Raw genomic sequence first — 25062 nt, forward strand, 5'->3', positions numbered from 1 at the left:
TATGGTACGGATTCACCAGCACTTTTGTCAAGAATCCCTGAAGCCTTAAAAAGACGGTTTAAGACCTAATACCAATATTTTAAGGGCAGTATTTTCCGGAAATGCCGGCCTAATGGAATGGTTACTTCCAAAAAAAGCTGCTGCGGAACCTGGGAACTGGCCACGGGGTTCTGCGACTGGTGGCTCCGCTCTCCCGGAGGCGCAGGAGGCTGGGAGGCGGGGGTTCTTAAGGACGGCAGCATATCATATTTCGGGTGCCCCGTTTCATCAGAGCTTGGGGTACGTCCGGCTTTATGGATCAGGCTTATTGATATGCCGGAATAGTGCCGGATCCGGAAAACCCTGATATTCAGGTTCCGCCCGCTTTTTTTGGGGAAATGAGAGATTCTTCAAGGTGTGTCCGGGCTTCTGGTTCCCGGATGCAGGTCTGGTAAACGGGGCTGAGCTTCATTTCCCCGTTAGCAGGCTTTATATCATCCGCTGTTTCCTTTTCGGGGCGGGCAATGCAAGATCCGGGAATACCGGACAACATTTTATTTCTCCAAAATTGCGGGGATGGAGTATTATTCTCCCCGCTGACAGCCCAGGCGTTCATAAGAGAGCTTTATACTGGTTCTGCGGCTGTTTTTTTGGAAGAGTGGCGCCTTCTCCGGTGTTTTCGGGGGGCTTTCCGGAGTTCCCAGGGTATTTTCTATGGTAAAAATCAACAGTAATTTTGCAGGTCTCAGACATGTTCTGAAAAGACTGCGCAACCGGGACATGATTTCCCTGAAGCTGACGCTGTGTGCTCTTGTTACCGGAGTTGTTACCGGAGCAGTATGCTCGTTTTTCGAGACCATTCCCATGGCTCTTTCCGGTTATCGGCTGTCGTCTCTGGAACATCTGGCAGGGCGCCCGCTTCTGGCTTGCCTCGCTGCCTTTGTAGTTAGTGCCTTTCTGGGCGGCTTTGCCATGTATCTTACTAAACGTTTTGCTCCCGAGGCCGGGGGATCCGGAATCCCTGAAATCGAGGGTGCGATGGCGGATCTGCGTCCGGTCAGGTTCTGGCGGGTACTACCGGTGAAGTTTTTCGGGGGCATATTTTCATTAAGCTCGGGCATGATTCTGGGACGGGAGGGGCCGTCCATTCAGATCGGCGGCAATCTGGGAGCCATGGTTTCCCGGATTTTTCGGCTGACTCCTGAAGAGTTTCATGCGCTTCTGGCTGCCGGAGCCGCTTCGGGACTGGCCAGTGCCTTTAATGCCCCTCTGGCAGGGATTATCTTTGTAATGGAGGAGCTTAGAAGCCAGTTTCGCTATACTGTAGCCTCGGTGCAGGCAGTGACCTTTTCGGTAATAGCCTCAACTATCACCCGGGATAACTTTTCGGGAGCTTTTCCGGTGTTTGAGCTTCCGGAATATCATATGCCGGATCTCGGGGATCTGGTGTTTTTCGCACTGTTCGGCATGGTGATGGGCGGTGCCGGGGTGGTCTTTAACCGCAGTGTCGGACTTGTGCAGGATCTCTACCTTAAAATTAACGGAGACCGTCTGAAACGGCATATCGGCACCGGGCTTGTTCTGGGGGGGCTGTTCGGAATGCTGTCCCTGTACTTCCCCATGCTGTCCGGTTCGGGAATGCAGCATATAACCGGCTGGATTACCGGTAATTTTTCCATAACGCTGCTGGTTCTGCTATTTCTGGGACGCTTTCTGGGGGTGCTGCTTTGCTTTTGTTCCGGAATTCCCGGGGGAATATTTGCGCCCTCCCTGTCTCTGGGAACACTGAGCGGAGCATTGGCGGGGGCGGTGCTGCTGCGAACCGGGTGCATTAACTTTGACCCCGGGATTATGGCCATTGTCGGCATGGGGGCCTTTTTTGCAGCCTCGGTCCGGGCCCCGGTGACGGGAATCATTCTGGTGTGTGAAATGACCAATAACTTTGAATTTCTGCTGCCTATGATGGTGGCGGTATTTGCTGCAACACTGACAGCCGGGGGGCTCAGAGGGAAGCCGGTGTATACCCAGATTCTGGAGCGCACCCTGAGACTTTCCGGAAACCGCAGCATGATGCGAAAATTTTCCCGCATGCGGGCGCACTACCGTAAAAACGGAAGCCGGATGCCGGCCGGAGATCCCAAGCCGGCTATGGAAGCTGCAGTTCCGGAAAAACAGTCCTGAGTTCCGGAGCTTCTGGGGACTTCTTCAGATTTTAAATACACTTTACCGGACGCGGCAGCCCGGCGATTTTCGTGGCCAGAAGTGCGGGACCGTCGGGAAAAAGCCTGTAGAGATATCTGCTGGAGCCTTTTTCCGGGCCGAATTCCTTTGCCATGGCCTTTACCAGAAGTCTGATGGCAGGGGAGGTATTGAATTCCTCGTAAAATTTTCTGACAAACAGCACCACTTCCATTCTTTCCGGGGTAAGGGGAAGATTAAGGTCAGCGGCAATTTTCGCGGCGACCTCCGGATTCCAGTCCTGAAAATTTTTAAGATAGCCGTTTTCGTCTGTTTCAATGCACTGTCCGTTTACGTTAAGCAAGATTATTCTCCCTGATGCAGCAAAATCATGGCGTAATGAGCCGGGAATACAGCTGTTTCCTGTTTTAGGCCGTTATGGTTCGTGGATACTGTAAGTCTCCGGAGATAATTTTCTGAAACTTTGTCAGTTTTTTCAACCGTTTCCGAGGGCTGGAATTTTTGGTGCCGGTCGGGATAAAAACAGAATTATGCGTACTGATAAAAACGTAATCCGTACGGGAAAAAGGGAGCTAGCGGAAACACGGAAAGAAAATACGATATATGTGGAGAGAGGAGATACTGCAAAAAAGAATGAAACAACGAAGAAAGAATACGTGCGGCAGAAGCCTGAAGATGGCGGACAGGATGAGATTTGAACTCATGAACGCTTGCGCGTTGCCGGATTTCGAATCCGGTGCATTCAGCCGCTCTGCCACCTGTCCACGGTTCGCAATTATATCTTTTTCCGTTCAGGATGCAAGAGGAAACTGCATTTTTAGGTGATTATCCTGTGAAAGCGTGCGGATTATGAGGAAATAGGCTGCCTCCAGGAATGCCGCGGGCAGTATTTCTGCTAATCCCGTGTCAGAAACGGCTCCCGGACTACACCGGCATTTGTTCAGCAGATCTCTCTAGCTGTCAGCGGTGCCTTGATGAAACACCCTTTGTAACGGGAATTTTCGGAGAAAGAAGCTTCCGCTTTACCGGAATGACGCTGGAAGAGTATTTCTGAGTATATGTCATAAGTGGTTATTTTTTAAACATTTGTATATAAAATAAGATGTAAATTACAAAAAATATTGATTTTTGAGGATAAGTACTGGTAGAATCCAGGTGTTCGTTCATAATGAACGATTATTCGAAAGCTTTAGAAGTGGTTATATACGTTATTATCAGGTTCGAAAGATAAAGATTATGAAAATAATTGCGTTCGTTTTATATTCCTTTATTTTTGCAGGTACCTCATATTCCGGTGCCCGGTTCACGTTATCAGAGAAATTCTCTCTGAAATCTCCCTCTGCCTTCCGACAGTATTTTTATTAGGGATTGGCAACTCTTTCTTAAGGTGTTATTTCTTTAGAAGATATTTTTGACAGTTTTTGAAGATTTTAAATAATTGTTTGGAAAAATATCTGATGAAGTAGCTCTGGATTCAATAGTTTTTAATGATCAGTCTGGATTTTTATTTGAAATTCTGAAGTTCGGGTTTTGTCATTGAAAATGACAGGTTTGATAATCAGAATAATGATAATTATTATTTAAATTTTTCGGATTTTATAGTGGGCGTCTGTATCTATCTATCTTGCAGGTGATTATCAGGTATTTATGCAGACGGTATGCTGCATGAGGTGCAAAGTTATTTCAGACAGGTAACAGGTGATCGCTGGGATGCTGCTTATCAGCAATTATCGCGTAAATGATTAAAGAAATATATGGATTCTTTATATGAACAGGCTTTGGAATTAAACGTTAAAAAGCTCATGGAACTTGAAGAAGAATATTACAGGAAACACTCTTCAGACAAGGAGCCCTTTAAAGAGGTGGTTCCGCGAATTTTTCGGATGGAGGACAGCTATTTCAAGTTTGTGATCAAAGGAGAGAAAGTGCTTAAAAGTGTTAGCTATGAGCTGGTGAAACTGTTTTTTAATTGTGCTGACTGTTTTGAAATTTTTCATGAAGGTGGAAATGAAATTTCTGTTGAGAAAGGTAAAAGAAGATACAGTATGGATATGTTTTCTCAGTCTGACAATATTGATATCGACATTGAGATGCAGACTTTCTCCTACAGAATTGAACGCTTCTTTATTTACTGGGCAGCCGGTGTTGCCACCAGGGATAACGGTATTCCCACTGATAAACTGAGAATGAAGCAGCGGCTTCTGGTGATCATTTCCAATGCCGGACAGCCTCTTGATGTAACTGCCAGTACCGAAAAATGGTATTTTGGAACGGGCAGTTTTCCATTTGATACTGACAATGGAAAAATAATTGGTAAATTGATCCCTACAGGATTAAATACTTTGGTGATAGATTTGGAAAAATTCAAAAAGCAAGTAAAGAAACCAAGGTTATTGCTTGATTATTATCTGTCATTTTTGCTCACTAGCACATATCAGGAGATGCGAGATTTATGTAATGCGGATGAAGATGGTATAATGAGAGAAATAATATTACGTGATATGGAATTTCTTTCGCGTGATGATACCTGGAGAGGTTATATGGAATATCACAACAAATTTTTTGAATCTCTTGCGGAAAAGTATGCGAATGAGTACCGGGAAAAAATTGAGGCTGAGTTGGAGGCTCGGATTCGGGCTGAGCAGGAGGCCCGGATTCAGGCTTTAAAATTGGTTTATGATGAAGAAATCAGAACAAGGGACGAAGAAATTAGAAAACTCAGAATCAGTGAAAGTGAATACAGAGCCAGGGCAGAAAGAACAGAAAGAGCAGAAGCCAGAGTTTTGGAGTTTACAAAAGGAACTCAGAAATCTTAGAGATGGTATCAGGTAACGATCTGCTGTGATTTTTATCTATTTAAAATGATTCTCATCGGGAAGTGTTTGCGAAATCATGTCGCATGATGGTACCTTCAGTCATATTTTTCCGATTGTATTTGCAGGAATATCCGGTTCTAATATAATGGCTCCGAGGAAAATGTTAGCGGTTATTTGTGCCGGGAGGAGGTTCGATGTTGAAAGGTTTTCTGGCCGTTTTTGCGGTACTGGCAGTTCTTGCCATCCCCCCAAGCAGCCTGGCCGCCGGGACTTTCTCTGAACAGTACCAAAAAGCATCTCTGCCCCAGGGCTGGAGTATCGGTCATCACTTTTTCAGTGAAATGCGGAAGCATAATGCCGCCATGTACACCAATGCCGCTCTGGAGGTTTCGGTGGGATATACCGAGCTGTATTCTCTGGAGTACGGGGCTGTAGAAAATGCAGTGAATGAAGCGATAGGTCTCTATACCTGCAAAAAAGGAAAAAAGGCCTGGACGGCCGAGGTGCTGTCCTGTGCCAATAATTTCACGCTCTATTTTTTTGAAAGAAACGGCCGGGTGGTGATGCTCACCAGTGATTTCTCAAATCCGCAGCAGGAGAAAGAGGTAAAGAACTTTATCGGTGCCATGTATTTCAGTGAGGCCGGCGGCAGCGGCGGAGCTTCAGGAAGCGGCAGCAAAAAGTCCTCCCGCTGATCAGAGCGGAGGACATTTCAGAGACCGGAGCACCGTTATTTCATCATCTTTCTGGCTGACAGACGACAGGAGGGGCCCCGGAGTCGGATATCAATGCTGCGGGAGTTTTTTTTCAGCAAAGGCCAGTGCGGTGTTTACCACTTCTTCGATGGAAAGGGTGGTGGAATCAAGAATCAGAGCATCCGGAGCTGGTTTCAGAGGTGCGGTCGCCCGGTTTCTGTCCCGAAAATCGCGATCCTTTATTTCAGCCAGAATCTTCTCATAGTCGGCGGTTTTCCCCTGTGCTTCCAGCTGCTTCGCTCTTCTTCTGGCCCGCTCCTCGGAGCTGGCATCCAGGAAGATTTTTACCGGAGCGTCAGGGAATACCACGGTTCCCATGTCTCTGCCGTCGGCAATCAGTCCGGGCAGGGTTCTGAATGCTTTCTGCCGGTCCAGAAGGGCGGACCGGACTCCGGGCAGTGCTGCGATCCGTGAGGCGGCACCGCCGGTTTCCTCGTTTCTGATGGCCCGGGACACATCCTCGCCGTCCAGCATGACGGCAACGCCGGTATCGCGGGGTTCGAAGGAGAGGCTGAGACTGGCCGCCAGTTTTACCAGGGCTGGCTCATCGGAAAGACTGACGCTGTTTTTCAGAGCGGCGTAGGCCAGTACCCGGTAAATGGCTCCGGAATCCAGAATGGCAAAGCCGTACTTTCTGCTGAGGCGGAGACAGAGCTCCCCCTTGCCGGCTCCGCCGGGGCCGTCCACTGTGATAACGGGAATTACTGCACTCATATCTGAATAATCCTTAAAATGAAAAGCTGATTTAAAGGACTCTATTATACGAAAGCCGGCAGGAATCGGCAAAAATGCCCCGTTCGTTTTGAAGCGAAGGCGGAATTCTCCCCGGGCATTTTCCGGAAAGCGGATTTTCGGGGGCAGCAATTTTCCGGTGCTGCTGTTTCATAAAAACTCGAAAACAGCAGGTCAATTCACCTCGCAGGGCACCGTAGGATCTTCAGAGCAGTCAGAAATTCCGTAAAAAGCTCCGATTATGGTTAAAAAACAGCCGGTTTTTCCTGTTTTTTACAAAAAATTTAAAAAAATTGCCGATTTTGTTTACAAAGGAAAATTTTTCATTATAATAGCACCCGTTGACGCGGACAGATGGCAGAGCGGTTGAATGCACCGGTCTTGAAAACCGGCGACGGTTCGCACCGTCCCTGAGTTCGAATCTCAGTCTGTCCGCCACTGATGAAGTTTCCTTCCTGGTATCATCTTTTTAGTTCTGTCTTTTCCTTTCACCACTTCTCTTCCTAATTCTTTATTTCCTGTAACGCTGTTTTTGTGATCTCTGTCCGGAGTTTTTTGTAATATCGCGAGTGATAAGGCATTTTTTTGGTGTCTTTTTAAGCAAAATTGCAAAGGTACAGATTGTTTATTAACTATACGTATTTGGCAGACGCGTGATTCGGTTCTCCGGTATTACGGCAGTTCTGAAGGTTATCCTGTTTTCGAAAACGTATTTTGTGTGATTCTGTCCGCAGTTTTCCGGCTACCGGAACTTTCAGCGGCAGAATTAGGGAATAGAAGATGCAGTCCAAAGAAGATCAAGCTTTAAACTCCCCGGTTGTTAAAGATCAGGCAGATTCACTGAATACTCCGGATTCCGGGCGGCAGACTAATGATGTCCGTCTGGCCGAACGGATTCGTTATATCATGGACTGCATTGCCGAAAATCTCGTTGATCGTGATTATGTGGTCAGACTGGCAGTGCTGGCAGTACTGGCCGGACAGAATATTTTTCTGTACGGTCCTCCCGGTACCGCAAAGAGCATGCTGTCCCGGAGACTGGCCTCAATTGTCCGCGGCGGAAAGTATTTTGAACACCTTATGCACCGGTTCTGTACGCCGGAGGAGATTTTCGGACCGGTGTCGCTTTCGGAGCTTAAAAAGGATAATTACGAGAGAAAAACTGCCGGCTACCTTCCGGATGCCGATTTTGCGTTTCTGGACGAAATCTGGAAATCGAGCCCCGCGGTTCTCAATACTCTTCTTACAATCATAAATGAGCGCTCCTTTCATAATGGCAGCCGCGTCGAGAAGGTACCGCTCCGTTCTCTGGCCGTAGCCTCCAATGAGATCCCGGATGCCGAGTCCGGAATGGAGGCCCTCTATGATCGCTTTCCGGTCAGGATTCCGGTTTTTCCGGTAAAGGGAGAGGGGGCTTTCCGGCGTCTTATCACAAATTCTGCAGAGTCTTCCCTTGAGGATTTTGAGAAAAAATTTCAGGGAATTTCCCCGGAGGAATATCAGGCATGGCTGCGGGAAATCCGCCAGATGCCGCTTTCTGAACATACTGTTGCGGCGCTTTCTCTTATCCGGGAGGAAATGCTCAGAGTTTCCGGAACCCCGCTTTCCGTAAAGGATCATGATTTCCGGGAGGGGGGCGACCCCGGAGTTTCCCGGAATGCAGAACCGCGTTTTTCCTACGTTTCCGACCGGAGGTGGATACAGGTGGCGGATTTGCTCCGGGCAGCCGCATTCTTTAATGGTCATGAGCGGGTGCTTCTGAGCGAGCTTCCCCTGGCGGTCACCGCTCTCTGGAATGCTCCGGCGGAGATTTCTGCCTTTCGCGATCTGGTGTATAACAGTATCAGAACCGTGCTTTCGCGCATGATCCGGGATGGCAGCACCGGACGTTTCCTAGATACGGGCAGGGAGATTGGCGAGCTTATAAAGCGCTATTCGGATCCCGACTCCTTCAAAAACTCCGGGGTTCAGGTGAAACTTACTCCGGAAAGGGAGGTCTGGTTCCGCTTCCTTAATGATACCGGCCTTTGCTATCGGGCTCTTGACAGAATGTGGAACAATGATGCTGTCATGGAGGAATTTTCTCTCAGCAGCATCTGGGCCCCGGGTGTTAGAAAGGAAGTCCGGAATCCCCGGGAAAACAGCAGAGCCGGTTTTGTTCCCGTGGTGGGGGATATTATTCGCATTGTGGTTACCCGGGATCTCAACGGCTATCTGGGCAATATTGATCTTCCCGGACTGGAGTGCTTTGGCTTTTCGGTGCCGGGGATGCTGGGCAGCAACGGCGCACTGACCGACGATAACCATTTTACCTGCAAGGCCGGACTTCTGCCGAAGCTTATGCAGATTTACCTTAAGAGCTGTCTGGATCCGGAGGTGGAGCTATATGCCCGTATCAGCGGTCTTCCCCAGCATCCGACTCTGGACGGAAAGCTGCAGGTGACTGTCAGGATTAATTTTGAGGGGATTTTTGCGGAAAGATATCTCCGGGAGGATATCCCGTTCTGTGATACTGACAAGATGACGGAAATTAAACCGGTTTCCGTGGGTGTTGACGGCAGATCAGTCTACGGGGATTTTCTTTTCGAACCCGGATTCCGGCTTTATTCTGCGCAGATGGAGAACAATGACAGCGTCATTGTGTCCATTGAGGACAAGACACCGCTTCCGGCCCGCGGCGAAGTGTGCGAATACTGGAACCGCTTTATGGGGAGCAGGTATGAGCTCTGCGAGGTTAATTCCTACCGCAAGTGGTTTCATAACCGGGTACAGGAGCTCCGGCTTGCGGAATGCCGGGAGATTTCCTGCCGGATTATGCCCGACGGACGAGGAAACTACATTCTGGTTCACAAGGGGCTTTGCTGTATTTCCGACGAGCTTTCCCGGATTCAGAATCATGACGAGCTGAGCGCCATGATGTCATCGGTGGTCGCCATGCGGCTTCAGGGCATTGACGAGAAGCGCTGTCTTCTGATGGTTTCCTCGCTGAACGGAGCGGATCTTACCGGTATCTGGATGAACTATGAGGGGATTGTTTCCATGCACCCCTGCGATATCCGGGATGAGAATTTTGAGGTGTCCGGAACGGCCGAGTCGGCGAAACTGGAAAACGGGGACTGCCGTATTGCAATAAAGACTGATGAGGGATTGCTGGAAGCAGTTCTTATTGATAAAACCTATAAGGTTCTTTCGGACTTTAGCGGCGATCTGGGAAGACTGTCCGAAAAAATGTCTCTGAACCGGGATCTGGTGGCCATGGTTACCCGGGATCTGGAAAACCGCGAGGAGCTGGTTAACAGCAGCATCTTCCTGTCCAATACCGACAAATACGAATTTACCAGGCTTCTTAAGGAGATCTACGAGCCCTACTTTAACGAATGCTCGGTTTCCTCCACCTATGAGATCCAGCTTACGGAGCTTTTAAGCCGTTATGAGAAAATCACTATTCCGAAAATCGATATGAGTCTCCGGGAGCAGGTCCGGAAGGAAGCGGAGCGTATCGAGGCGGAAAAGAGAGCCCTGCAGGAGCAGATTGCCCGTGAGGAGGAGGAGCGCCAGAAGCGTGCCCGGGAAGAATCGGCCCGTAATGCGCCTGCTCCTGAAGCGTCGGCCTCCTTAGCCAGGAATCCGGACGCTACTTTGGGTTCCGGCGCAGCCACCGGGATTTCTAAGGAACCGGAGAAGACACCTGCGGAAGTACGGCGTGAAGAAATCCTGGAGCAGGAGTCCGGAAAGAAGGCTGCTACGGAGAAGGTGGTTTCCGAGGTGGTGGCCGGAGCGGTATCCGGTGCCATTGCCGGAACCCTTGCCAGTGCGGCCCTGGAAAACGAGGCGGCTGCTTCTTCAGGAATTGCTCCCAGGGAGCCGGCCAGAGCTGAGCCCGCAACTGATAATTCCGTGTCCGCCCCGGTCTCAGGAAAGACCGCTCCGGCCGGAGCCGCCGGAATCATGAATGCAGTCCGGGAGGAGATCATGAAACCGGGGCCCGCTCTCTGTGAGGGTGAGGTTATAAAGCCGCGTCCCAGGCCTCAGGCTCCGGATCCTGTGCCGCAAAAGACACTTTCGGAACCGGAAGAAATCCGGGCAGAGAGAGCGGAGTCAGGGCCCGTAAAAGAAGCTTCTTCGGAGAAGCCTTACCAGGATGTGGCCGCCTCCCGGGCGGAAAAGCCGGTGATGCAGCAGGCCAGAAAGTCTGGCTGGAGCTTTAAGAATCTGTTCAGCAAGGGCGTTAAAAGCAGTGAAGTTCCTGCTTCCGGAGAGACTGCTGCCGGAGTCGCGGAACCCCCGGCACCAAAGCCTCGTCCCGAGCAGGATCCCATGCATATTGACGAATCCGTCTCCCGGGAGCTCGGAGATAATGACGAGTTCCGGTACCGGTTCGAGCCGGCTCCTAAGGTTCGGGATTCTGAGCCTGCTTCTCCCCAGTCTGCCGCAGTGCGGCCTTCCGGAGCCCCCGGGAAGCCGGTTATCGGCGGTGCGGCTTCAATGAGTCCGGTGCCCGAGCCTCAGAAGGATTTGCCGCAGGATTCTGTAAAGCCGGTGCTTTCCGGAACACCCCCGGAGGATTCCGGAGCTCTGCATGAAGGAGTGGTAAGCAGAATTTCTGAAATCCCGGTTTCCGCGCCCCCGCAGCCGGCCCCGGTGCCCCCGGAGCACAAAACGGAACCTCCGGTTTCGCTGGCCTCATCAGGAGCTCTTCCGGCGGGACTTCTTAAAAAGCTCCAGGAAAAGAAGACTCAAAAATCTCCAGAAGGTGTTCCGCCGCCCGCGCCGGCACCCCGGGATCCGGTTTCGGAAGTGGCAGAGGCATCGCGGGGAGCTCCGTCCGCAGAGGCGGTACAGTCTCCGCTGCCTCAGCAGGGCAATTCTCCGGTACTTTCCGGATCAGTGCCTGCTCCGGAGCCGGCAGTGTCTTCAGTGATGCAGAACGGCGATATGGATTTCGAGCTTTCCGGAGCGGAAGAGGAGATGAGCTATGAACAGCGGGCCCGCATGGAAAGATTCCGTAATCGTTCTGGCAGCGAGGAGGCTAAGCCCAAGCGTATCGATATCAGAGAGCTGCTGAGAAATCACCACAGCAATCTTTGATTTCCGGTTTATGCTGAAGGGAGCGGCTGCCATGTATGCGGATGAATGTAATTCTGCCGGCGAAGATAGGTTTCTGACGGATTTTGAGGGGGTTATCCGGGATCTCGGGGTGCGGCTTCAGCCCCGGAGATGGATATCTGAACGGGAGCAGAAGTCGGTCAGCCGGGCGGTAAAGGTGATTCAGGAGCTGGAAACCGAGATTCTGGATCGGCTGAAAAAACAGGAAAAGGGCAGTCCCGAGGAGCTTTTTGATCTCCGTAGGCTCGGCTGGCTGTCCCAGCTCTCTCCTCTGGAAATCGTCCGGGAGCCGGCCTATCTTGAGCAGCTCCGGGAACTTATTCAGACTCATGCTCCTGACGAGAATTTCGCCAGTGTGACAGAGAGCTTTCGGGTATACCGGGAACTCCTGGAGGAGGCTGTTCCGGCAGAGCCTGACACTGCGGGCTCCCGCTGGGAACGGGAGGACCGGCTGCTTATTGCCGCGAACCGCTTTCGGGCTGTCTGGGAAATCCGGATATCCGGGGTTTCCCGGGCCATTCGGAACCGGGTTGCGGCCCGGGAGCAGGTGATTCGGGATTTTCTGAACGATGCCGGTGATACCCAGTTTGAGGATATGTATTCCGGAATCCGGTTCTCTATGGAAAACGGCATTCCCTCCGATGTTTTTACTGCCATTCAGGACGGCGACCGGGACTGGCTGGAAAGAGCAGCCCGGCATTTTGTATCCCAGTTTGATATCCGGAAGAGGGATCTCTCCTATGTCCTCAGCTCCTACCGGGAGCTGCGCACCTCCAAAACCGGTTTCGGCTATCTCAGGTATATAAACGAGGTTCAGAAGAATCCGGAGCTTGCCGCTCTGGTGGACGAGCTTGGCCGCAGTCTCTCTCTTGACGAGGTTTTTCGGGAGGAGCAGGAAGAGCTCCGGCAGGCTTTGAAGGAGGCCCGGGGCAGCAGGATCCGCCCGGAGACCGACAGCATTAATGGCATAAGGCGCGACAATTATATTCCCTATGTTCTTCCGGAGGAGTTTGTCAGGCTGGCGGATCCCGACCTGGAGATCCTGTTTGATATTCATTATCTGGAACGTACTCTGCTTTCCTTTGATTTTAACAGAATGACCGGCGTGTTTAAGAATCTGCCGGAGTTCGGCAGAGGGGCCGGAAAGGGCCGGGGGCCTCTTATCATCTGCGTGGATACCAGTGCCTCCATGAAGGGCCGGAATGAAAACCTGGCCAAGGCCACCGCTCTTATGGCAGCTCTCAGATGTCTGGAAAACCGGAGACCGTGCTTTCTGATAAACTTCTCGGTAAAGACTGTAGCGCTCCGGGTTTCTCCGGATCGCAAAACAGAAGCTCTTTCCAACCTGAGCGAATTTCTTTCCCGCTCCTTTCACGGCGGTACCAGCATTGACGAAATGGTGAAGGATTCTCTGGACATTGTTTCCCGGGAGGATTCCTTCAGGAGGGCCGATCTCCTCTGTCTTACCGATGGCCAGCTGACCTGTTCTCCCGATACTGCGGAGCGGATTCGCGGTATCCGGGATACCCACGGAGTGCGGTTTTTTGAACTGATTTTCGGATATTCCGGACTTGCGGATTCCGGGGTGTTCGATGCGGTATACGAGTACACCATGAGGGGAATCCGGCGTTTTCGGAAGAATGCCGGAACTCCTGACATCCTGTTCGGAAATCCCCTTTCCTGATCATCATGAAGAAACAGCATTGCGGGTCCCGGAGGACAGGAGGGCCGCCAGCCCCGTAAGGGGAAAGCCTGGCCTGGGATTCGGGACAGTCCTGCTTTTCAGGAAACATAAAGCGCAGTGCGCGGGAGACGGACAGTCTTAGGTGATTTGTATTCAGATGCAGGATGTAACCAGAGTGAGAGCTTCCCGTTTTCATAGAAAGCTGAGTGCAGGGTGGCATAGTGCTGTTCCGCATGGGGCTCGTGAGTTTTTTTGTTTAGCAGCTAATGCTGTCAGTATTTCAGATTAGAGGGGTAATACATTTATGTCCGGACCTGGTGCAGTGGGGAATACCAATTATCAAGACATCAATAATGACATGCTTTCCGGAAATATCAAGGTTGGCAGAACGGCTGAGCAGGTCGAGGCGGAATACCGGCGCAATACCGCTTCTACTGCCAAAAGAGTTTTCCTTGGCATTATAACATTTGGGGGCTATGCCATTTATCATGCCTGCAAGGACAGCAAGTACAGGAGCGAGATGAAGTCTCTCTGCAAGGGCACTCAGGATTTTTATAATAATCTTGCCGAGATTAAGAAAAGATCCCAGAAGGGGGTGGAGCTGAATGATTTTAAGGGCAAAATGTGCCATGAGGATGTGACCTTTTCCAAGAATGCCAATGATCAGCTTTATGTTACCTTTTCCGACAAGTCCACTCATGAGATAAAGGATGCCGCGCAGGTCACCAAAAATATTGAGCTCGACATCATGGCTCATTCCCAGTTTTTTGACAGAAACTTTATTGTAGATACCATTCTGAAAAAATATGAGAATGCTCTCAGCAAGGGGCGGGAAGAGCTGGGCCAGGAGAATAATGTCTACATGGATGTCGAGGAGGTGGATCGGCGCTATGATGATGACCAGGACATGAACCACGTAAAAATGTTTAACATGGGACGTGATCTCAGCAAAATCAGACCTCTGCGCAATGAATACAAGGAGCAGTTTGACCGGCTTCTGGCCAAGCTCTTCGAATCAAGACTGGGGCTTGAACCGTCAGAAACCAAATATATCGATCGCAGTATCGGGGTCATGCTGGCGGAAAATGTTATGAACGGCACGATCAGAACCGCAGCCGATGCCCGTGCATTTATCAACCGCAATGCCTCTGCCACTCATTTTACCACTGTGGAGAGCGCCCGGATATTTGATCAGTTTGAGGAGGCGCAGGCCCGGGAGAAGGGAAACGGCAATCTTGACATCTTTAATGCTGACAGGAATGACAGGGTGCCGCTGAACACGGTGAGCTTTAAGGACGGCTATGTTAAGTCAGGGGACAACCCTCTGGTTCCGGCCGGAGAAAACAAGGTGGTTCATGACTTTGTCGCCAATCTTATTTCCGACCTGAATACTGCAAAGCAGGATCGGGATCTGACTCATGACGCCTCAAAGCAGGCCATTAACGATAAGGTGATGATCACCTCCGGCGAGCGGCTCCGGAAACTGTTTAGCGATAACGGCAAAACCGTAGCGCTGCTGATGAAGAACCGCGAGGAGTCTCTTAAGAACCCGGAAACCAAATCTCTTCTGGACTCGCTGGAGCCGAAATTCCGCGATGCTCTTAATGCGGAGCTTGACAAGCTTAACGACAGATATAATGCTCGGGTAAATGAGATCAAAAGAAGGATTGCCGATACCGAAAACACTATTAAAGAGTCATTGAATAAGGGAAATAAAGAAAACAGCCCCTTTATCCTGGATCTCAAGGACGGGCTCAGAAGGCGCAAGGATGCTCTTAATTATCTGGATGATGAAAATGGCGGGAGAGCGAATTTTCTGAGGGAGGAGCTCAGAGAACAGAAAAAGCAGGAAGATAAAATCAAGCATTCCTTTAACACCACCAATCTTGATGATGTCAGCAATGAGGAGATGGATCAGCTGGGCTTCACCAAACGGGTGAAGGATGATGAGAGTATTAAGGCAAAGCTAGGCGACTTCTACAATCTGAGTGAAAAGCGGGAAGAGCTTACCCTGGGCGCTCACTTTTTCTCCGAAATGGAACTCCGTCTTAATCGGGCGGCGGACGAAGGCTGCCGGGATTTCCAGAAGAAGATTTCCGGAATGATCGATAGCGTCTTTCCGAAGCAGGCCGGGAGAGTCGGCCATGATGTGAATTCTCTCAATAACGCCTCGCTCACCGATATTCTCGGAACCGCGGCGGAAGACAATCAGCTCCAGATGATTAAGGAAGCTCTCAAGATCTATTTTGCCGAGATGCCGATAATGGATCAGCGGGCCATGCTGGCTGCGGAAGCCCGCTACTGCATGATTGACGAGAACACCTCCGACGGTGCGAAGCTCGGTGCGATTCTGAAGGGTGCCGGACCGGTTATGCAGAAGATGCTGCAGGGACTTGATCCCAGAATGTTTGCGGGATCCCCGGATTTTCAGATGGCCATTGCCGACATGAAGGACAAACTGGCTCCGATTTCCCAGGAGGCCATTCATGCCTATCTTTATGACATTGTTAAGAATTCCGGCGGCGCTATTTCCAAAATTGACGTCAACAGGGCACTGGGCGCAGCCTCGGTGGCGCAGGCTCTGAAATGCACGGTGCACTATGCGAACGGTCAGAGCAGGGAATGTGTTATCAAGATTCTCCGTCCCGATGCCGAAATGAAGGCCCGCCGCGAGTTTGACATATTTATCAAGGCCGCCCAAACCGTGAAGCACGGCATGGAAGCAACATTCAGGGGGCAGTTTAACAGTATCCTCGAGGAGCTGGATCTGACCAACGAGGCCAAAAATGTCGCGAAGGGCAATGAGGTATACCAGTACAGCAAGGAGACCTATAACAGCAAAGATCTGAAACAGACCTACGGTTCCTTCAGCAATGTCAGCAGCATGAAGCTTGCGGAAGGCATCGCCCCCACCAAGAATGTCATGGTGCTGGAGGAGGTTCCGGGCTCAACCATGGAAACCTATCTGAACGAAACCCGGGATAAGACCCGGGAGGTTGCCGGCCAGACCAGAAGTGCAATTGCCAGCCGCGGCCCTGAAAATGCCCCGGCACTGGCGCTGAATGCAGTCCAGGAGCTTGACAGGCTGTATGCGGATGTCAGGAAAAAGTATGATGCCCTGGTCAATCTTTCCTATATGTGGGCTAACGAGGGCCTGTTTGCCGAAGGCTTTTACCACGGCGATATTCACAAGGGCAACATCATGACCCAGGCCGGCTGGAAGGAAGGAAATCCGGCTGACAGCGGCATTACCCTTATTGATTTCGGTAATGCCTCGCATCTGGACAAGAACTCCCGGGCTGCGGTGGTAAAGGTTGTGGCCGGTGCTGCCACCAACGACGCCTCCCTTTGTCTTGAGGGTTATAAGAAGCTTCTGTCTCCGGAAAGTCTGAGAATTTTCGAGAGTAATAAGGATGAAATCAATGCAAAGGCAGCGGCTATTTTCCAGAAAGGCACTCTTAAGGATACCTCTCTCCGTCTGCAGGCAGTTATAAAGATTATGCAGGAGGATTATTCCATAGAGGTGCCGTCCGCCATCCATAATTTTATGGAAAGCCAGCGCCGCCTTCAGAATGCCATGGATGATACCCTGGCGGTCATGAAGGAAATTGCTGCCGAGAGGAAGAGCCTTATCAGTCCTTACATTGACAGTATTGAAGACGAGGAGGTAAAGGAGACTGTCCGGAAGAATATTGCCAGTGCCGACAGCTATAGGCCGAAGACGCTCATAAATGCCATTACTGATGTGGTGAAGCAGAATCTCTATGCCGCCATGAAGTCTATCGGCAGCGCATCCAAGGCCAAACAGTGCTATGACAAGATCAGAAATGATGAGGATTTTCTGGTCAATCAGCCGGGCGGCAATGCCATTCAGGTCTGATCCTGTCACGGTCTGAGGGCATCTCTAGGAGAAGCGGGGACTGTTCCTTTAGGAGGACGTTCCCGTTTTATTATTCTGCTGATACATTTAAATGGCATGTTCCATGAGCTCCCCGCCGCATCTGTATTTTTGCGCCCGCCTGTTCGGTGGTTTTCCCCCGCTTCCCTGAGCATCAGTAATAAACGGGGAGGAAATAGTTACGATTTCTTTCCGGGAAGGGGGCGGAACTGTAATTTGTGTTTTGATTTTTAAGGTTCCTGCGGGATATGAAATAATTAGCTGTGCTAAACTGTTTCTGCTGTCATGAAGAGGCTGTTTCCGGGCTGTTCCGCAGTTTTTGCTGCGGCCGGGCAGGAAGCTTCGATTCTGTGCCGTACGGCCTGGCCATGGCAGACGGCTCCCCGGGGAATGCCCGCTGTGTCCGTATTTATTTCACCATCATGATTTTTTTATTTCTAGTACCGGGATTACAACTATATGAATTCATCTCCTTTATCTGCCATGCTGATTTCCTTTCTGGGAAAAGGGGAATACTGGCCGGCCTCCTACAGCTATCCTGACTGTGAACCCATTACTTGCCGGTATGGTGCGGTTGCCTTTATGGCATATCTTAAGGAGCACAAAAATGTCACCATTAACCGGCTGGTGATATGCGGTACTGACTCCAGTTCCTGGACTCTCCTTCCTTCCTATCTGGAGGATCTTGCCGCGCGGATATTCGGGACAGATCAGGATCCTGCGGCGGTTATGGAAGGACTCAGGAAGGTATCCCGGGGAGCTTCTGCCCGGGAACTTGCCAGGCTTGCCTCCGCTTCGCGCGGGGCGGATTTCGGAGCAGAATTTTCAGAGGCGCTGAAAGCTTTTGAAAACGACCTTTCCCAGGTACTGCAGCCTGCCGGACTGGTTCCGATCCTGATAAGGCATGCTGAAGACTTTTCCACCTACGACCGGCAGACAGATCTTTTGCATGCCATTCAGGATGCCGGTCTGGTTACCGGGGATACCCGGATTTATCTGGACATCACCTATGGCCTTAGAATCATGTCCTTTATGATATTTACGAGCTTCCAGAGCCTCTGCTATACCAGCGGAATTAAGATCTCCGGGATCTGCTATTCCCCGGAGTATATGCCAAGGTCTGAGCCGGCAGAAAGGCTGTCCTTTATTGAAGGCATCAAGAACAGACTGCGGTTCCTGAAAAGGACGGCCCCGGATCTCTTTCAGAAAAAAAAGCATGAGGTGGTGGAAATTCTGAATTCCCTGAAACAGCCCCAGACGTCCCGGAGTCAGGGGAATGCTCCGTCCGGGCCGTCGCAGCCGCGCCCATCCCGGGTCTGCTTTCTGGATTCCATAGCCGGGCTTCTTCAGGACGCCGCCGCGGTTAACCGTTTCCGGGTGTCGCTGGATCCTCTGGAATTCGAGCCGCAGCTTCGGGGGAACGGGACCTCCGGCAGGAATGACTGCTGGACACCGGAGGAAGCCAGGAAGCTTCGGGAAATCTCCTATCGCCTTAATGTCTGCGATTATGATGCCGCCGGCCCGCTTCAGGCGCTGAAGGAAAGGATTAAGTCCGGGGCCGGAAGAAAGGAGGTATCCGAAATTCTGGACCAGACCTTCAGCTGGACTGATTCCTATTTCGGAAGCCGGGAACCTGCTGTGCGCTCCCGGGCTTTAAAGAAGCTTGCCGCCCGGTACCTTGATGCCGGCGACTACCTTCATGCCGTGAACAGCTGCTACCGTGCCATTAACGAAATTGAGTTTGCCGGTCAGACCGGAGGGGGGGAGCAGGAACTCCGGGGGCTGATCCGCAGGCGGTACGGATCTGATTTCGAAAATGTCTTTATAAAGCAGCTAAGGGCTATGGTGGTGCATCTTAATGATAAGACTGAAGTTCTTGACGATTCCAAAGCCTTTATCCATAGGATGATTGCGGTTGACAACGATAATATTATCGATGCCGCGGAGCTTCGGAACTATTTCAGAAAATGCTTTGCTGCTTTGGGTGTTGACTGCGCCCCGCAGCCGGAATCCCGGGGGCACGTGCTGTTTTCGTTTATCGGCGCCGGGGATTACGGACATGCCTCGTATCGCTACCGCGATCCCTTCCGCCCGGATGCTCACGATTTTGATCTGGAAAACTCCGGAGCCATCGGGGTTTCCCTGGCAGCCAGAATGTGCGGGCTCTCCTGCAAAGGCTCTTCCGGATCAGCCGAAAAAGCTTCAGGCCTTACCCGCTTTGTGATCCTGGGCACGCAAACCAGCAACTGGCGTGTTATTCTGGAATCGCTGGATCAGGAGTTTATCAGAAAGCATTCCCTTTCAGAAAATGTCTCCGGCGGCGGCTCCGGGGCTGCCGGAGAGAGCAGTATTGCTGCCGCGTTTCAGGCACTCAAACAGGAGGTGACGGAGAATCTCGGACGGGAGGACAATGTCCGGGGAGTGCTTCCGGAGGAGTGTCTTAAAAAGCTGAACGCGTTCTTTAAGACAGCAAGGGATTCCCTGGGACTGGAGATCGTTCTCGCGGCTACCGATGACAGTATCGCGAATCCTGAGGTGCAGAACAGCATTGTCGGGGTTATTGCAGCTAACGTCAGGAACGGTGACCGGGTATCTCTGGATATTACCCACTGCTACCGGATCGTCCCGATTCTCAGCATTTGCGCGCTCCTTTATCTCACGGCTGTCAGACAGATCGTGGTTGAGCATATATTCTACGGTGATGTGCCCATGGAGACGGAATTTAAAGAGCTTAACGGACTTAAGAAGGCTCAGCTTCCCGATGAGGAGTCCTTTTCCAGAGCAGCCGCGGAGATTACGGCGGTTCTGGGGGATGTTTCCGGGACGGAGAATCTCTCGGGCTCCGTGTATGATATGCGGAATCTGCACCGGCTGGTAGAGTATGCGGCGGCGATTAATCAGTACCACGCCAGCGGCAATCTGGAATTTTTGCGGCCGCTGATAGAAACAGAGTTTTGCAAGAAGGATTTTGCAAGCTACGTTGACTTTATCAACGGCGTCATCCTTGACAATATCTCCATGTTCAGGGCCAGTGCGGAATTTCTGAATCCGGTGGTTGCCAGACTGGAGCAGGGCATCGGCGATCCGCTGCTCAGAACGCTGAAGGATGATATGCTGCGGGGACTTCAGTGGGTTAAGGAGCTTTCTGATGACAATACCGATTTCGGGATCCGGCTGCTTCTTCAGAAATCCAGTACCGCGCTGGAGAATCGCAACTACATTTTCTGCTATATAACCTGCTATGAGGCGATGCAGAAGATTTCGAAAAGGGAACGCCAGTTTATTGAAATGTACTGTAATAAGGGGCGGATCCGCATTAGTGAGCATCGCTTTATCGCAGATGCGGATCTTCCGCAGGAACAGAAGGATATCATTTCCCGCATAAACCAGGGCCTTGACAAAAAGGAACAGAAGGCTGCTGATGACGGGACAGCCGTGGTGCTTCAGGCGGAGGACTTTATTGCCGGCCAGAAGAAATCTCAGGGAAAGGACAGGTCTAAGGTCAGCGGAAATAATCTTGAAGGCCGGATTCTGACCATGATCGGCTGTTCCATTTTTGAAGGCAGGGAGTGGAATCTTGTCAGGAATTTAAGGAATTACTGTTTTCACAGTTCCTGTCAGGTCAGCGCCGCGATAACCGCAGATCTGAAAAATCAGAGAAAGCTTCTTGGCAGAATAATAAGAAGAATTGACAGCATGCTTTATGATGAGGACGGAAAGTAACCCCGAGGGGGCTTTCCCGGGAGATCTGTTTTTCCGGAAGTCGGGGGCTCCGGTGTTCCGCCTTTCCCGATAAATGTGTCAGGCTAGGTGCCGGAAGATAAAAAAGGAGCCGGCTTCTTCTGATGCTGCAGTCACGTAAACTTCTCCAAAAACCGCAGTAACAGTCTGAGCAGCTTTAAAAGCTGTTCAGATTCAAAACAGGGTCAGCTAAACAGATCCTTTTTTACAGGCCCAGTCAGGATCATCCGGCACTTCCTGCAGTCCGTGCTGACCTCGAAGATGCTCCCGCCGATTTCCATATAAAGCTTCTGCGGCCTGGCATGATCTCTTTTGGTACAGAGGTGGAAGCAGTAATGGAGACAGTGCTTTGATACCAGTACCGACACCGGTTCCTCCGGTTTTCGGCTCTCGTAGGAGGGGGCAGGGGAAATACCGCCGTGTGCGATAAAGAATTCTCTTGCAGATCTGTTATGCAGGTTGGCCCGGAAATCCAGCTCCCGTTCCTCGGGAGGCAGCGGATTATCTCCGGAAATGGTCCGGGCTATTTCCGGGCGGGCGGCGCGCTTTTTGTTTTCCAGATCCTGAAGGGCCTCCCGCCGCAGCCGGTTGATGAAGCTCTGCGGCATGAACCAGCAGTGCTCAAGAACGGTCCGGAAATCCTTAAGCTCATATACGGAATCGCCCAGCCGTCCCAGCTTATCCCGCAGATTTTTTTCCAGAAGCTCCCGATCCTTTGCCGGAGCCGGTTCCGGCAGGGTAACCTCGGCACTTCCCGTAAATCCGGTTTCGTCAGAAGCCTTCAGAATCGCGCCGGCTGCCGTCTCTCTATATTCCAGGGCAAGCTCCAGCCTTCTTACGGCAGCACCATCTCCCGACAGCAGCCGGTCAAAGGCCGCATCCCGGTTCCGGTAAAACACGGTTCCCGGGGGGATCGGAGGAATTTCCTGAAAAATTTCCGCGGTTACGCTGTCCAGCATCCGGCTTACCCGGAAGCCGTGAAGCTCCCTCCGGCTGTCATAGTAGTTCAGGGAATCCCCGTTGTTCAGCACGATTCCGGGATCGGTTCTGAAGGAGAGCCGGTTCCGGTTCTGCTTTGTCAGCTTTCCGATTCTGGCGCCCACAAATCCCGGAGCGTCGAAATTGGCGTAATTGTCCTTGTTTTCATGCAGATTGTATTCGGTAAAGCCCCGGTTAAAGCTCTTTTCGATATCCGGTTCAAAGGCGGTTACGGTTTTGCCGCAGGAGCTTCTTCCCAGATCCGGACGTTTTCTGAAAATATCGTCCAGAAGCCGGCGGTAAAAGGCGGTAACATTTCTGACATATCCGGCATCCTTGAGGCGGCCTTCGATTTTAAAGGAGCTTATTCCGGCATCAATAAGCTCCTCCAGATTCTGGCGGTGGCTGAGATCCTTCAGAGACAGCAGGTAGCGATCCCGGGCCAGAGGGCTTCCGTCAGCCCGGAAGAGACTCTGCTTTACCCGGCAGAGCTGGGCGCATTCCCCCCGGTTGGCGCTTCTTCCGGTGAGGGCGCAGCTAAGATAGCAGCGTCCGCTTACACCGGCACAGAGAGCTCCGTGCACAAACGCCTCCAGTCTGATGCCGGTGCGGGAGGAGATATTGCGGATTTCTGACAGGGACATTTCCCGGGGCAGTACAGCCTGACTGAAGCCCTGCTTTTCCAGAAACACAAACTTCGCGGGGGTTTCGCTGTCCTGCTGGGTGCTGGCGTGAAGCTCCAGCGGGGGCAGTTGCCCCGCCAGAAGTCCGTAGTCCTGAATAATCAGGGCATCTGCTCCGGCTTCATAAAGGCGGAAGGCCAGATCCCGGGCAGCGGCAAGCTCGCTGTCTGTGAGAATGGTATTGAGAGTGACGTGAACCTTCACCCGGAAAAGGTGGGCGTAATCACACAGCTTTTTAATGTCCTCCAGAGAATTCCCGGCATTTGCCCGGGCTCCGAAGCCGGGACCTCCGATATAGACCGCATCCGCCCCGCTGTCCACGGCCGTGAGGCCACAGGTCAGATCCCGGGCCGGGGCCAGAAGCTCAATCAGGCGCATGGCTAGACCTCCGCCGTGGCGTTTTCGGGAGCCGGTCCGGCCGCCGCTGCCTTTACATTGTGCAGGCTGAAATAGGCTCCCTTTCGGGCCATAAGCTCCTCATGAGTGCCTTCCTCGGCAATGCGCCCGTCGTTTATCACCAGAATCCGGGAGGAGTTTTCAATAGTGGAGAGCCGGTGGGCGATGATGAAGACCGTGCGGTTCTTCATCAGGTTGGCCAGAGCTTCCTGAACGATCTTTTCAGCCTTGTTGTCCAGAGCGCTGGTGGCTTCGTCCAGAATGACAATAGGGGCGTTTTTGATAAAGGCCCGGGCAATGGCGATGCGCTGTCTCTGTCCGCCGGAAAGTCTGGTGCCGTGTTCGCCGATTTCGGTGCTGAGACCGTCGGGGAGAGCATCAATGAACTCTGTCAGACAGGCACCTTCAAGAGCGGCTCTCATTTCCGCGTCGCTGGCTTCCGGCCGGGCGATTCTGATGTTTTCTTCAATGGTGGTGTTGAACAGGAAGTTGTCTTGGAAGACGTAGGCGATGCTGTCCCGGAGCGAGGTCAGAGAATATTCCCGGATATCCCGGCCGTCAATGAGGATCTGCCCCCCGGTAACTTCGTAGAGCCGGGGAAGCAGACTCACAATGGTAGATTTTCCGCCGCCGCTGTTACCGACCAGTGCCACGGAGGAGGATTTGGGAGCGCGGAATGAGACTCCCCGGAGCACCTCGTTTTCAGGATTATAGGCAAAATGCACCTCCCGGAATTCGATGGCGTCCCTGATTTCCCGGAGCTCCGGTTTTCTGGCAGACTGTTCCTGAAGCTCTTCCGCATCTGTTACGGTCTGTACCTCGAAGATTTCGTAGATACGCCCCAGAGCCACGATGGACTGCTGTACCTGAATGTAGTTGTTGCCGATGGATTTCAGCGGCGTATAGAGCATAATCAGGGCGGCCAGGAAGGAGACGAAGGTGCCGCTGGTGATGATGCCGTTAACGATCATGTATCCGCCGCAGGCAATTACCAGTGCCACCCCCACAGAGGCCACAATATGCATGAAGGGGGACAGCCAGTTGGTATCCCGGATCATCTTCATGCTCATTTTGAAGCTCCCTTGGGCCGCCTCCTCGAAGCTGTCCATCATGTGCCGGTTCAGGTTGTAGCTCTTGATAACCCGGTTTCCGCTGGCCACCTCGCCGTAGAGATTGAGAATGGCGGAGCTGAGCACCATGGTTTTTTTCATGATTTTCTTAATTTTCTTCCTGACGATGCTCATGGGGAGAATGATAAACAGCATTACAGCCAGGGCGATGATGGTGAGATGCCAGGAGTTCCAGATCAGCACGCCAACCAGGGCTACTGACGAGAAGAACTTGGTCAGAAACAGCTTGATATTGGAGATGAGTCCGGTAGCCGCCTGCTCGGCATCATTGAAGTAGCGGAACAGAATAGTGCCGGAATCGTTGGCATCGAAGTATCCGGTGTCCATGCGGAGCAGCTTGGCGAAGAGCTTCCTCCGGAGATCCAGAGTAATGCGGTTTCCCACATAGCCGTTAACCCAGGCGGACAGGTAGATGAATACTCCCTGGATAATGGTGAACCCCACGATGATGAAGGGGACCCAGCGGGAGAATTCCTCCTGCCTTTCCACCATCAGATTGTCCATGAACGGCTTCAGAAACCAGGCAATCACGGCATCAAGCGCTCCTACCGGTGCGGTCAGGAGGAGCCCCAGCACCGCCATGGCAAGATAGGGTCTGAGAAAGGGATAGAACTTGGAATAGGCGTCAAGGAATTCGCTTTTTTTTCGGAAATCTGGCATGTTCGGGACTTTTACTATAGGAGGAGACAGAGGATCTGCCGGCTGAAAACGGCCGGAAAACTACCTTTTAAATGATAAACCAAAGAGCCCCCGTTTATCAAGGAATCCCCGGCTAATCCGGCTAGTCCGGCAAAGACTGTCTCGGCCGGGGTGCTGAATGGTCTTGGGGCTGGCGGTTTTAGGCGTATTGTAATGTGTCATTATCCTCCGGCCAGGATTTCCTCCGGCTGATTTCTTTCTGTTCCCTTTCAATTCCTTTCCGTTCCTTGCTCCTGCTCCCTTCTCCGGCGCGCGGATTACCGGGG

Annotated in this window: 13 protein-coding genes and 2 tRNA genes; 10 read left to right on the forward strand and 5 right to left on the reverse strand. The window is 51.7% G+C overall.

Translation table 11 applies throughout. From position 1 onward, the window contains the following. Positions 1 to 117 precede the first annotated feature (117 nt). Positions 118 to 324, forward strand: coding sequence for a DUF6273 domain-containing protein (locus F557_RS0108755; RefSeq protein ID WP_019001857.1), 207 nt, complete (start codon positions 118 to 120; stop codon positions 322 to 324). A gap of 369 nt (positions 325 to 693) precedes the next feature. Then, positions 694 to 2160, forward strand: coding sequence for a H(+)/Cl(-) exchange transporter ClcA (clcA, locus tag F557_RS19405; protein WP_019001859.1), 1467 nt, complete (start codon positions 694 to 696; stop codon positions 2158 to 2160). 31 nt (positions 2161 to 2191) lie between these two features. Here clcA and F557_RS0108770 read toward each other — a convergent pair whose 3' ends face one another. Continuing rightward, positions 2192 to 2521 carry a TusE/DsrC/DsvC family sulfur relay protein gene (locus F557_RS0108770; RefSeq protein WP_019001860.1) on the reverse strand — a complete coding sequence of 110 codons (330 nt, stop codon included), beginning with the start codon at positions 2519 to 2521 and terminating at the stop codon, positions 2192 to 2194. Between the two features lie 187 nt (positions 2522 to 2708). On the opposite strand from F557_RS0108770, the gene F557_RS22255 reads away from it, so the two are divergent. After that, entirely contained in the window at positions 2709 to 2876 is a 168-nt protein-coding gene (locus tag F557_RS22255) for a hypothetical protein (protein WP_157617798.1), read from the forward strand. Here F557_RS22255 and F557_RS0108780 read toward each other — a convergent pair. Then, positions 2855 to 2942, reverse strand: a tRNA-Ser gene (locus F557_RS0108780). The genes F557_RS22255 and F557_RS0108780 overlap by 22 nt on opposite strands. Positions 2943 to 3932: 990 nt before the next feature. Between F557_RS0108780 and F557_RS0108790 the strand changes: the two genes are divergently transcribed. Both F557_RS0108790 and F557_RS0108795 read left to right on the forward strand, forming a co-directional pair. Then, entirely contained in the window at positions 3933 to 4994 is a 1062-nt protein-coding gene (locus tag F557_RS0108790) for a hypothetical protein (protein ID WP_019001862.1), read from the forward strand. A gap of 194 nt (positions 4995 to 5188) precedes the next feature. Further along, entirely contained in the window at positions 5189 to 5689 is a 501-nt protein-coding gene (locus tag F557_RS0108795; RefSeq protein WP_019001863.1) for a hypothetical protein, read from the forward strand. Positions 5690 to 5779: 90 nt separating this feature from the next. Here F557_RS0108795 and cmk read toward each other — a convergent pair whose 3' ends face one another. Next, on the reverse strand, positions 5780 to 6463 hold the full coding sequence (cmk, locus tag F557_RS0108800) for a (d)CMP kinase (protein ID WP_026297836.1): 684 nt from the start codon (positions 6461 to 6463) through the stop codon (positions 5780 to 5782). A gap of 366 nt (positions 6464 to 6829) precedes the next feature. Between cmk and F557_RS0108810 the strand changes: the two genes are divergently transcribed. From F557_RS0108810 to F557_RS0108835, 5 genes are all read left to right on the forward strand, one after another. Beyond that, positions 6830 to 6919, forward strand: a tRNA-Ser gene (locus F557_RS0108810). Positions 6920 to 7261: 342 nt separating this feature from the next. Further along, positions 7262 to 11569 carry an AAA family ATPase gene (locus F557_RS21190; protein WP_019001865.1) on the forward strand — a complete coding sequence of 1436 codons (4308 nt, stop codon included), beginning with the start codon at positions 7262 to 7264 and terminating at the stop codon, positions 11567 to 11569. Positions 11570 to 11600: 31 nt separating this feature from the next. After that, a complete protein-coding gene (locus tag F557_RS0108820) occupies positions 11601 to 13271 on the forward strand; it encodes a VWA domain-containing protein (protein WP_169335181.1) in 1671 nt (556 codons plus the stop codon). Positions 13272 to 13575: 304 nt separating this feature from the next. Next, entirely contained in the window at positions 13576 to 17151 is a 3576-nt protein-coding gene (locus F557_RS0108825; RefSeq protein WP_019001867.1) for an AarF/UbiB family protein, read from the forward strand. A 477-nt stretch (positions 17152 to 17628) separates the two neighbouring features. Next, on the forward strand, positions 17629 to 20892 hold the full coding sequence (locus F557_RS0108835) for a TM1812 family CRISPR-associated protein (RefSeq protein ID WP_019001868.1): 3264 nt from the start codon (positions 17629 to 17631) through the stop codon (positions 20890 to 20892). A 203-nt stretch (positions 20893 to 21095) separates the two neighbouring features. On the opposite strand, the gene F557_RS0108840 is transcribed toward F557_RS0108835, so the two are convergent. Beyond that, positions 21096 to 22949, reverse strand: a complete 1854-nt coding sequence (locus F557_RS0108840) for a peptidase U32 family protein (protein ID WP_019001869.1) — start codon at positions 22947 to 22949, stop codon at positions 21096 to 21098. Positions 22950 to 22951: 2 nt separating this feature from the next. After that, positions 22952 to 24757 carry an ABC transporter ATP-binding protein gene (locus tag F557_RS0108845; protein ID WP_019001870.1) on the reverse strand — a complete coding sequence of 602 codons (1806 nt, stop codon included), beginning with the start codon at positions 24755 to 24757 and terminating at the stop codon, positions 22952 to 22954. Positions 24758 to 25062 lie beyond the last annotated feature (305 nt).

Origin of the sequence: Succinimonas amylolytica DSM 2873 (genome assembly GCF_000378405.1) — a bacterium.
Lineage (GTDB): Bacteria > Pseudomonadota > Gammaproteobacteria > Enterobacterales > Succinivibrionaceae > Succinimonas > Succinimonas amylolytica.